Genomic DNA, 11,275 nt, shown 5'->3' with positions numbered 1-11,275 from the left:
GCGCCCAGACGGACGTTCTCCTCGCCGACCTCCCATTCGCGCAGCTCGACGATGCGGTTCAGGTCCAGGAGGTACTCGGGCCGTCGGTGGTCGAAATTGATCTCGACCATGATGTCGGTACCACCCGCGATCGGCACCGCCGTGGGGTACTCGGCCTTCGCGGCGAGCGCCTCCTCCCAACTGGCGGGGCGAAGGAAGTCCATGAGCGGCTCTTCTCTTTCGTGTCGGGTCTTCGTGTCCGGATGCGTAGAAGTAGACCGAGCGATCAAGCCAACGAGGCAGTCACCGATCCCCCAGAACCGGCTTGTTCTTCGCCTGTGGACCACCGTGCTTTCTCACTGCCTCACGCCTGTGAGCTGCGACGATTCATGTTCTGGAAGCGTGTGACCAGGTAAGGGCATGAGAGAGTGGCGGCCATGCGGCTACGTGAACTCTTGGACGGTCTGGGGCTGTTCCTGCTGGTGGGCCAGGACCCCGACGGCAGCGTTCCCGATCGAGCCGTACGCGCCGTCCTGACCACCGACCTGGCCGACCCCGGTCGCTTCCTCGCCGGTGGCGAACTCGTCCTCACCGGGCTCGCCTGGTGGCAGGAGGACGGAGACGCGGAGTCGTTCGTACGCGTCCTCGTCCGAGCGGGCGTCACGGTCCTCGCCGCCGGCGAAGCCGAACACGGACTCGTCCCGGACGACCTCGTGCACGCCTGCCGGCGCCACGGCCTTCCGCTCGTTGCCGTAAAGCCGGACATATCGTTCACCACGATCACCGAGCACGTCCTGCGCCGTCTGGACCACCAGCACGTCGGCAGCCTTGCCGCCATGGTCGAACGTCATCGACGGCTCCTCACCGGCCCGGGTGTCCCGGACTCCGTAGGCGTCCCGGACGCCGTACTGGAGCTCTTGCAGCAGAGCCTCGGCGTCGACGTGCGCGTCCTGTCCCCGACCGGGCGCCAGATCTCCGGGGCCCGCCCTCCGCTGCGTGCCAAGACGGCGGCGGCGCTGGCCGGGAGGTATCTCGCCGCACGCCGCTCGGGCGAGGCGGCTCCCCATCGGGTCACGATCGGGGACCGGCACTACTCACTCGTGCCGGTACGCGACGCCGCCGGGCCGTCGGCATCGTCGGCCGCGACGGGCGATGCCGCCGAACTGGGCGACTGGCTGCTCGTCGTGGAGGCCGACACGTCGACCTGGCCCGCGACAGACACGGAACTCCTCGACCGGATCATCGAACTGGTCGCCGACGCGCGATCCGCGCACGAGCAGGCGAAGTCGGCGCTGCAGGACCTGGCCCGCCGGTTCCTCGACCTGCTGCAAAGCCGCGTCCCACCCGACGAGATCCCCGTCCGGCTGAGCAGCACCGCGCAGGCCGTCGTCAGCCAGAAGTACACCTGGCAGCGCTGTCAGTTCGTGATTGCCAGGGGCGAGTGGCACGGAGACCGCCCGATCCCCGCCTCGGCCCTGCGCGTACTCCTGGAGGAGGCCCTGATCCAGCCGGACGGCCCGGTCCCGGTCTCGCCGCAGGACATCGCCGGCACCGTCGACGGCGAAGAGGCCGTGGTTTTCGTCCTGGTACCCGAGCCCACGGACGCGCTCCCCGAACCGTCCCTCGACTGCGCCGCCCTCCAGCGGAGGCTCGCCGCGGCACTCGCGCGCTGGCTCGGCCCGACGGGCAGCGTCTCCATCGGTGTCGGTTCTCCGGTGGGAGCACCCAGGAACGCACGCCGAGCGCTCAACGAGGCCCGCACCGCGCTGCGCGTCGCCGACGACGCCCCGGAACGCGTGACCGTGCGCGGCCCTGACGACCTCACCTCGCACATCCTGTCGCTGCTGCCCCTCATCCCGGCCGACACCCGGAAAGCCTTCGCCGCCCGTCTGCTCGGCCCCTTGCGCGATCACGACAGCCGCCACCAGACCGACCTGCTGCCCACGCTGGAGAGGTTCCTGGAGTGCGACGGGTCCTGGACCACGTGTGCCGCCCAACTCCATCTGCACGTCAACTCGTTGCGCCACCGCATCGCCCGCATCGAGCAGCTCACCGGCCGGGACCTGGCCCGGCTCGAGACCAGACTGGACTTCCTCGCGGCCCTGAGGGTCGGCTGAGCCACCCGGGATCCAGGCCCGGCCGGGCGGGCCGTCGCACCACCGCGGGAGGTCAGGTCCTGCGCCCGGCCGCCCGCCGCGGGAGCTCAGGTCCTGCGCCCGGCCGCCCGCCACCGCGGCGCGAGCACCGACCAGATCTCCTCGTCGTGCCGCTTGCCCCGGTACAGGTAGCTCTCCCGCAGCACGCCGTCCTTCGTCATGCCGAGCCGCCGGGCCACGGCGATGCTCGGCTCGTTCGAGGACGAGACCCACCACTCCACGCGGTGGATGCCCCGTTCCTCGACGGCCCAGTCGATGAGCACCCGCACGGCCCGGGTCACCAGGCCTCTGCCCACCGCCGCCGGCTCCAGCCAGCAGCCCGCCTCGGCGATGCCCTGCGCGAGGTCCATCCTGCGCAGCAGGACCGCGCCGACCAGCGTGCCGTCCGTCCAGATGCCGCAGATCCGCCCGGCGTCGGCGGCGGTCTTCTCGGCGTACGCCTGGAGGAACGCCCGGCTCGACTCCAGATCCGTGACGACGTCGGGCAGCCCGTTGTGCTGCCCGATGAACTCCCGTCCTCGGTCGATGTGGGCCAGGAACTCCTCGGCCTGCCACGGTTCGAGCGGGCGCAGCTCCGCGCCGTCCTCGCCCAGGGATATCGCGTACATCGTCACCTTCCACCGTCGGAATGGGGATCATCGCGCACCGACCAAAGCCCTAGCAGCGCTAGACAACAGATCCCCGCTAGGGCTAACGTTGCCTTTGTTCCTAGCGGCGCTAGAAAAACTCAGTGGGGGATCCCATGTCCAAGCAGCGCATCACCACCGTCCTGGCCGTCCTGACCGGCGCCACCGTCCTCTTCTTCGGGATCAACTTCATCCTGAACCCGACGAGCGCTCCCGACGGCTACGGCATCAACCCCTGGCCGACGGGCAACGCCGACGGCTACTTCGTCGTGAAGGGCGTTCGCGATATCGCCGTCGGATCCACCGTCCTCCTCCTCCTCGCCCTGGGTCAGCGCCGCGCCCTGGGGTGGGTGATCCTGATCGACGCGATCATGCCGCTGGGCGACGCGCTCGCGGTCGTCACGCACGGCGGCACGCTCGCCACCGCGCTGAGCGTGCACGTGTCGGCGGCCGTCGTCGTGATCGCGACCGCGGTGCTCCTGCTCACGGAGAAGACCCCGGTGAAGGCCACGGAGAAGGCCACGGAGAAGACTGCGGAGAAGGCCCCCGCGCGGGCCTGACAGCAGGGCCCGCGCCCTCCAGAACCCGTCCGGCCCAGCACCCCGCTCATCCCGACCGAACCGCAACACCCGCCCCGAGAACCAACGGAACAGAGACGGCGACCATGCGCATCAAACTCGTCCACGCACTTGCCCTGCTTGCCACCGGCCTCCTCGCCGGCGCGTTCAGCTACGGCGCGGCCAACCTCGTCCCCACGTTCAATGCCGTACCGCTCGACATGCGGCTGTCGTTCCACGCCGAGTTGATGAAGATGAACGGCATCACCGTGCAGTCGGCCATGGCCGTGTCGGCACTGAGCTCCCTCGCTCTCGCCACCCTGACACGCGGTCGCGCCCGGCTGATCGCGGGTACGGCAGGCCTGTTGGCCATCGCGTCCTTCCTGATAACGCGGCTCGGCAACGTACCGATCAACGGCCGGATCAAGGAATGGGCGCTGACCTCGGCACCGGCCAATCACGCGGAGATCCTGCAGCGCTGGGAACTGTTCAACAGCGCGCGCACGCTGACCGCCCTCGTGGCCTTCGCGCTGCTGATCTTCCTCGCCGTCCGCGGGCTGCCCGCGGCGACCCGCTCCGCGCTCGACCGGGCGGACAAGTCCGAGAGCAAGTCCTAGAGCCGCTCAGAGGTAGCGCGCGTACCCGTCCAGTACGCGCAGCACCTCCGCCTCCCCCGCCGGAGGCAGTTGCAGCACCACCTCCTCGATGCCCAGCTCGGCGTAGTGCGCGAGCTTTCCCGGGGTCGGCAGGACTGCGTACGGCACGATCTGGAGCGCCTTCGGGTCGCGGCCCGCCCGCTCCCAGACCTCCCGGAGGGCCGGGACGGTCTCGGTCAGGCCCCGGCCGCCGATCGGCAGCCAGCCGTTCGCGTACTCGGCGATCTGGGCGAAGAGCTTGGGGCCCGCTCCCCCGCCGATCAGCGTGCGCGGCGCGGCGCCGGAGGCCGGCTTCGGGTACGCGTACGACGCCCGTACGGAGCCGAAGTCGCCTTCGTACGCGGTCGGTTCGGGCGACCACAGGGCGCGCATCAGCAGCATCCGGTCCCGGCCGAGATCCCGCCGGGTCGACCACTCGACACCGTGGTCGGCGGCCTCCTCCCGGTTCCAGCCGAAGCCGAGGCCGAGGGTGAAGCGGCCGCCGGAGAGGTGGTCGAGGGTCGCGATCTGCTTGGCGAGGCCGATCGGGTCGTGCTGGGCGATGAGGGTGACGCCCGTGCCGAGGCCGAGCCGGGTCGTGACGGCTGCGGCCTGGGCGAGCGCGACGAAGGGGTCGAGCGTACGGCCGTACTCGGGCGGGAGGTCCCCGCCCGCCGGGTAGGCGGTCGTCCGTTCCACCGGGATGTGGGTGTGCTCGGGAAGGTACAGGCCGGCGAAGCCCCGCTCCTCCAGCTCACTCGCGAGCCTGAGCGGAGTGATCGTTTCATCGGTCAGGAAGATCGTCGTCGCGATACGCATCAGGGCGTTTCCTCCGAAGTCATGTCCCGGCAAGCAACTGCGAGTTGACTACACCACATGTGCCAGGAAGAGAACGGAAGCAATCGCTTCAGCAGACGCGGGCTCTTCGTGACGGGGGCCGCCGCCGCGCTTACCCTGGGGCCTGTGAGCTTCGCCGAAGCCGCCGACGGGACCACCACCGAAGTCGTGCGCGGCACGCTCCCGCCCGGCTCCCCCGACTTCGTGTACCTCCCCGTCCGCATCCCGCGCGGCGTCGCGGAGATCCGGGTCTCGTACGCGTACGAGAAGCCGCCCGTCCCCGCCGGCACCCAGGGCAACGCCCTCGACATCGGCATCTTCGACGAGCGGGGGACCGAGCTCGGGGGCGCGGGCTTCCGGGGGTGGTCGGGCGGGGCCCGCAGTGAGTTCTTCATCCGGGGCGACGACGCGACGCCCGGCTACATCCCGGGGCCGATCCGGGCCGGGACCTGGTACATCGCCCTCGGGCCGTACACCGTCGCCCCGCAGGGACTGCCGTACACGGTCACCGTCACGCTCACGTACGGCGAGGCGGCGACGACCCCCGAGCCGGTGTACCCGCCCGAGCGGGCCAGGGGGCGGGGGCGGGACTGGTACCGGGGCGACTGCCACCTCCACTCCTGGTACTCGGACGGCAGGCGCCCCCCCGCCGAGATCGCCGCTCTCGCCCGCGCCGCCGGGCTCGACTTCATCAACAGCAGCGAGCACAACACGCACGCGGCGCACGCGCACTGGGCGCAGGCGGCCGGGGACGATCTGCTCGTGCTCCTCGGGGAGGAGGTCACGACCCGCAACGGGCACGTCGTCGCCGTCGGCACCGACCCCGGCACGTTCATCGACTGGCGCTACCGGGCCCGCGAGAACCGCTTCGGCCGCTTCGCCCGCGAGATCCGCCGGGCCGGGGGCCTGGTGGTGCCCGCCCACCCGCACGCCACGTGCATCGGCTGCGCCTGGAAGTTCGGCTTCGGCGAGGCGGACGCGGTCGAGGTGTGGAACGGCCCGTACACGCCCGACGACGAGGTGTCCCTCCAGGCCTGGGACGCGGCCCTCGCCAAGGGCCGCCGGCTCCCGGCCATGGGCAGCAGCGACGCCCACCGCGATCCCGACCGCGTGGGCACCCCGCAGACCGTGGTCCTCGCCGACGACCTGACCCGCGAGGCGATCCTGGACGGTATCCGGGCGGGGCGTTCGTACGTCGCCGAGTCGAAGGACGTGTCGGTGGCGCTGAGCGCGGCGGGCGGGCGCGGGCGGCACGCGGGCATCGGCGAACGGCTGCGCGTCGACGCCGACGAGCCGGTGACCGTGCAGCTGGAGGTGACCGGCGCGCCCGGCCGCACGGCGCGCCTCGTCACCGACCAGGGCGTGCTGCACACCGCCACGCTTCCGGCGGAGGGTCCGGGGGCGGTGGAGTGGCGTACGACGGCGGCCTACGCGGCGTACGTACGGGCGGAGGTGCGGCACGCGGCGGTGGTCCCCGGGCTGCCGGGGCCACTGGCGGCCTTCACCAATCCGGTGTTCCTGGGCCGGAGTTGAGCGCTCGTTGAGAGCGGACACCGCGCGGCAAAATCCTTCATGCACGCGCTGGATCTGCTGTTAGGCTCCTTGAGTTTTGCATGCGCATGGGGAGAGCAGGGCCGGGGGGCCACAGATTTCACACGCCGCAGACAGCCGCGCGCGACGCGCGGGCTGCGCTGTCGTCTCGCCATGCCGTGCCATCGCTATGGGGAGGTTTTCGTTGCACAAAAGCAAGATCATCGGTGTGGCACTCGTGCCCACGCTGACGCTGACGCTGGGTGTCGTCGGCGCGGGTATCACCACGGCACTCGTGACCGCCGCGCCGGCCGCCGCGGCAGAGGCCGGGCCGTGGGCGTGGGGCGCCCAGAGCGCGCTGTCCGCGGCGGGCGAGCACAACTCCCTCCAGGGCCTCAAGATCACCTCGGACGGCACCGCCGTCCTCGTGTTCGTCCGGAAGGCGGCAGACGGTGGCCAGGAGCTCTGGGCCCGCACGCAGCCTGCCAAGAGCACGGCCTGGAGCGCCCCGACCCGCGTGGCCGAGCTGCCCGGCACGGTCGTGGTCAAGCTGATCACCGGGCAGGACGGTTCGGCGACGGTGGCCTGGCTGGACTACTACACCGGTGGGGTCGGCTACACGTACAGCTCGTCCACGCTCCTGGCAGGGGCCGGCGCCTGGACGCCCCCCGCCCGCATCTCGACGGTGTCCGACCCGGCCTGGCTGTCCCTGGCGAGCGGCCCTGACGGACGTCTCGTGGCGGTGTGGACCAGCTTCGGGGACCTCGCCCAGGGCCGTGCCGGCGAGGGACTGTACGTCTCCGAGCTTCCCGCTCGCGGCGTGGCCTGGTCGACACCCGTCAAGTTCACCGACAATCTCTCCTACGATCCGTCAGCGACGGTCGCACCGGACGGCACGACAACAGTCGCCTGGCGGGACAGCTACGACTTGGGCAACGAGCCGCTCGCGCGGGTCGTGACGCGGGCCCCGGGCGCAACCGAGTGGAGTACGCCCCAGGGCATCGGGAGCGGGTCCGTCGACGGCGTCCGTCTGCAGTCGGCCGCGAACGGCGCCACCCTTCTGAGCTGGGTTCAGACCGGCAGCCAGCACTTCGCCTACCGTCCTGCGGGCAGCACGCAGTGGGGTGGTGCCGAGGCGTTCCCGGAGGCGACGAACAGCTTCGTCACACCGCTGCTCGGCCCCGCGGGCGAGGTGACGGCCGTGTGGGACAACTTCGACGGCCTGCGGACTGCCACCCGCTCGGCGACCGGCACCTGGACGCAGCCCCAGACGCTGAGCAAGTTCGGTGTGAACACGCTCTGGGAGCCCAGCGTCGGCGCCGACGGTACGGTCAACCTCCTGTGGGTGGACGGCAAGCAGCTGATGGCCGCCACACGCACGGGCGGCACCTGGGCACAGCCGGTGGCCGTGGGCCAGGCCCACACCGAGGCACTCGGCCCGACGGGCAAGAGCGTCACCGACAAGGACGGCCGGGCCGTCGCCGTCTGGAACCGGGAGACCGGGTCCGACAGCAAGGGCGACGACATCCACCAGATGTGGACGGTGGCCTCCTCGCCGAGGCCCGCCACGCCTGCCAAGCGCCGGGACTACGTCGGCAACGACGGCTTCCCCGACCTGTACGCCCGGTCCGCCACCGGCGCCCTCCTCGTCTACCAGGGCAACGCCAACCACGCCGTCTCCGCCAAGGCCGACGGCGGCATCTGGCCCACCACCTCCACCATCGTCCCCTTCGGCGACCTCGACGGCGACGGCACCAACGACACCCTCGTCCGCGAAGCCGACGGCGTCCTGTACCGCTACAGCCCGCCACGCGGCAAGGCCGTCACCCCCCAGTCCGGACACGTCATGGTCAGCACCGGCTGGGAGAGGTACGACGGCCTCACCTACTCCGGCGACCTCACGGGTGACAAGCGCCCCGACCTCGTCGCCCGCGAGATCGCCACCGGCGACCTCCATCTCTTCGCCGCCACCACAACCGGCGGCCTCGCCTCCCTCGGCAAGAAGATCGGCACCAGCTGGAAGTCCCTGACCATCGTCGGCGCGGGTGACCTCAACGGAGACAAGCACGCCGACCTCGTCGCCCGTACCACCACCGGCGACCTCTACCGCTACTACGGCACCGGCAAGGGCACCATCTCCTCCGGCGCCAAGATCGGTTCCGGCTGGGGCGGCATGGCCGACTTCGTCGGCATCGGCGACCTCACCCGCGACGGCAAGGACGACATCCTCGGCCGCACCAAGACCGGCGACCTCTACCGGTACAACGGCAACGGCACCGGCGGCATCGGCTCCGGCACCAAGATCGGCACCGGCTGGAAGAACTTCACCAGCGTCAGCTGACGCGCGGAAGAACCGGAGCCCGGCCCCGAGGAAAGGGGGCCGGGCTCCGGCCGTACTCAGCTGACGGGCCATCCGCGCGGCGCGGCCGGAAGCCTTGTCGGAGTCGGTGGTCTTCTCGTCTGGTGGCCAACTAGCTTGCCAGTCGCCGCACATGAAGTACGCTCCCTGAAGATCGCATGGGCATGGGGGAGAGCAGGCCGGGGGGCCACAGACTTCACACGCCGCAGACAGCCGCGCGCGACGCGCGCGCTGGACTGTCGCCTCGCCATGCCGTGCCATTGCTATGGGGAGACTCTTTGAAGCACAAGAGCAGAATCATCGGTGCGGCACTCGTGCCCACACTGACGCTGACGCTGGGTGTCGTCGGCGCGGGTATCACCACGGCGGTCGTGACGGCCGCACCGGCCGCCGCGGCCGAACGGACGTGGGGTGCGCCCGCCGCGCTGACCGACACGAGCGGTAACACGAGCCCGGGCGTGAAGGTCACCACGGACGGCACCGCCGTCACCGTGTGGGTCCGTGGCACGGGCGTCGACCCGCAGGAGATCTGGGGCGCCACCCGCCCGGCCGGGGCCACCGCGTGGAGCGCCCCGGTCCGTATCGCCGCCGACCAGCGCCAGGTGACCGGCGTCGAGCTGGTCACCGGGAAGGACGGTTCGGCCACGGTGGCCTGGGACCGTACCAACGCCGAAGGCCTCGACTCGTACAGCACGTCGACGCTCCTGCCCGGCGCCGCGGCGTGGACGGCGCCCGCGCCGATCACCTCGGCGCCCTTCGCGCACGAACTCGTCCTGGCGAGCGGACCCGGCGGCCGTCTCACCGCCGTGTGGGACGGCGACCCGACTTCGGGCGAGAACGACGAGGACGCGGGGCTGTACGTCTCCGACCTGTCGGCGCCCGGCGGGACCTGGTCGGACGCGGTCCGGATCGACGCCGGGCCCGTCTACGACGTGAAGGCGACGGCGGCGGGCGACGGCACGGTGACGGTCGCCTGGCAGAGCGGCGTCCAGGGCATCGACGCGGACCTGCTGCGCGTGTCGACGCGGGCGGCGGGTGCGAGCGAGTGGAGCACCCCGAAGATCGTCAAGGGCGGCAACCATTCCCCGATCGACATCGACCTCCAGTCGAGCGCGAACGGCGCCGCTCTGCTCAGCTGGTGGGATCTCGATGCCGGTCCCCAGTTCGTCTACCGGCCCGCGGGCAGCGCGACGTGGGGCCCGGCCGAGAACCTCCCGGCGTACGAGTCCCAGATGACCAAAACCGGCCCGCAGCTCGAGACCGACGGCCGGGTGACGGCCGTGTGGGGCACCTACAGCGACCAGATCCAGACGGCCACCCGCTCGGTGGCCGGCACGTGGTCGCCGACCCGGACGGTGGGCAACGGCAGCCCGTTCAACCTCTGGTCCCCGAGCATCGGCCGTGACGGCTCGCTCGCGGCCATGTGGACGACGTCCACCGGGGAGCTGTGGGCCGTCACGCGCTCGGGCGGCACCTGGGGCCAGCCCGTGAAGGTCGGCACGGCCAACTACGACGCGGAGGGCTCCGTCGCCACCGGGACGGACGGCCGCGCCGTCGCCGTGTGGAACAAGGAGCTCGGGCAGACGGGCGATTCCTACACGATCAACCAGGTGTGGACGGCGGCCACGGGCGCCCCGAAGCCCACGGGTCCCGCCAAGCGCCGTGACTACGTCGGCAACGACGGCTACCCGGACCTGTACGCGCGCGGGACGGACGGCTCGCTGTCCGTCTACCAGGGCACCGCGGCCGGGACGGTGTCGGTGAAGACGGACGGCGGTATCTGGCCGGCCACCTCCACCGTCGTCCCGTTCGGTGACCTGACCGGTGACGGCGCGAACGACACTCTCGTGACGAACGCGGCGGGTGAGCTGTACCGCTACATGCCGCAGCGGGGCACCGCGGTGACCCCGCAGTCCCCGAAGGCGAAGATCGGCTCCGGCTGGGCGGCCTTCGACGGCCTGACGTACTCGGGCGACTTCACGGCCGACGGCCTGCCGGACCTGGTCGCACGCCAGACGGCGACCGGTGACCTGTACCTGTTCGCGGGTACGAAGGCGGGCGGCTTCGTCCGTACCGGGAAGATCGGCACCAGCTGGAAGTCCCTGACCATCGTCGGCGCCGGCGACCTCAACAAGGACAAGCACGCCGACCTCATCGCCCGCACCACCACCGGCGACCTCTACCGCTACTACGGCACCGGCAAGGGCACCATCTCCTCCGGCACCAAGATCGGCTCCGGCTGGGGCGGCATGGCCGACTTCGTCGGCATCGGCGACCTCACCGGCGACGGCAAGGACGACGTCCTCGGCCGCACCAAGACCGGCGACCTCTACCGGTACAACGGCAACGGCACCGGCGGCATCGGCTCCGGCACCAAGATCGGCACCGGCTGGAAGTCCTTCACCAGCGTCAGCTGACGAACAAAGCACCGGACGGGCCGGATCACGCAGACCGCGGATCCGGCCCGTCCCTGTGTTTCAGGGGGCTGCCCCGCCTCGGGCAGCTGGAGACGGCCCCTGCGTTCGAGATGGACCTCCCCGTGCCCCGACCGTGGCTACTCTGGCCGGGGCACCCCCTTGGAGGACACCGTGAGCAG

General features: G+C 71.3%; 9 protein-coding genes. 6 read left to right on the top strand and 3 right to left on the bottom strand.

Annotated features, from left to right (window positions below; all coding sequences use genetic code 11):
• Positions 1-203, bottom strand: a 203-nt coding sequence (locus ABT342_RS31175; RefSeq protein WP_351581284.1) for an FAD binding domain-containing protein, incomplete at its 3' end; no start/stop codon positions are given.
• Between the two features lie 213 nt (positions 204-416).
• Here ABT342_RS31175 and ABT342_RS31170 point away from each other — a divergent pair.
• On the top strand, positions 417-2,096 hold the full coding sequence (locus ABT342_RS31170) for a PucR family transcriptional regulator (RefSeq protein WP_351581282.1): 1,680 nt from the start codon (positions 417-419) through the stop codon (positions 2,094-2,096).
• Between the two features lie 86 nt (positions 2,097-2,182).
• Here the strand turns inward: ABT342_RS31170 and ABT342_RS31165 are convergent, their stop codons facing one another.
• The gene (locus ABT342_RS31165) at positions 2,183-2,743 is read right to left on the bottom strand and encodes a GNAT family N-acetyltransferase (protein ID WP_351581279.1); all 561 of its coding nucleotides are present in this window, start codon (positions 2,741-2,743) and stop codon (positions 2,183-2,185) included.
• Positions 2,744-2,877: 134 nt separating this feature from the next.
• Between ABT342_RS31165 and ABT342_RS31160 the strand changes: the two genes are divergently transcribed.
• Together ABT342_RS31160 and ABT342_RS31155 are read left to right on the top strand one after the other, a co-directional pair.
• Complete coding sequence (locus ABT342_RS31160) at positions 2,878-3,321, top strand: DUF4267 domain-containing protein (protein ID WP_351581277.1); 444 nt, start codon at positions 2,878-2,880, stop codon at positions 3,319-3,321.
• Between the two features lie 104 nt (positions 3,322-3,425).
• Complete coding sequence (locus ABT342_RS31155; RefSeq protein ID WP_351581275.1) at positions 3,426-3,935, top strand: anthrone oxygenase family protein; 510 nt, start codon at positions 3,426-3,428, stop codon at positions 3,933-3,935.
• 6 nt (positions 3,936-3,941) lie between these two features.
• Here ABT342_RS31155 and ABT342_RS31150 read toward each other — a convergent pair whose 3' ends face one another.
• Complete coding sequence (locus ABT342_RS31150; RefSeq protein WP_351581273.1) at positions 3,942-4,772, bottom strand: LLM class F420-dependent oxidoreductase; 831 nt, start codon at positions 4,770-4,772, stop codon at positions 3,942-3,944.
• Positions 4,773-4,829: 57 nt separating this feature from the next.
• Between ABT342_RS31150 and ABT342_RS31145 the strand changes: the two genes are divergently transcribed.
• The 3 genes from ABT342_RS31145 to ABT342_RS31135 all read left to right on the top strand — a co-directional run bounded on the left by ABT342_RS31145 (position 4,830) and on the right by ABT342_RS31135 (position 11,096).
• Complete coding sequence (locus ABT342_RS31145; RefSeq protein WP_351581271.1) at positions 4,830-6,323, top strand: CehA/McbA family metallohydrolase; 1,494 nt, start codon at positions 4,830-4,832, stop codon at positions 6,321-6,323.
• A 202-nt stretch (positions 6,324-6,525) separates the two neighbouring features.
• Entirely contained in the window at positions 6,526-8,661 is a 2,136-nt protein-coding gene (locus ABT342_RS31140; protein WP_351581269.1) for an FG-GAP repeat domain-containing protein, read from the top strand.
• 296 nt (positions 8,662-8,957) lie between these two features.
• The gene (locus tag ABT342_RS31135) at positions 8,958-11,096 is read left to right on the top strand and encodes an FG-GAP repeat domain-containing protein (protein WP_351581267.1); all 2,139 of its coding nucleotides are present in this window, start codon (positions 8,958-8,960) and stop codon (positions 11,094-11,096) included.
• Positions 11,097-11,275 lie beyond the last annotated feature (179 nt).

This window comes from Streptomyces sp. NPDC000410, assembly GCF_040300305.1.
Taxonomy (GTDB): domain Bacteria; phylum Actinomycetota; class Actinomycetes; order Streptomycetales; family Streptomycetaceae; genus Streptomyces.
The sequence above is the reverse complement of the archived record's forward strand: the minus strand, read 5'-3'. Positions and strand labels throughout refer to the sequence as shown.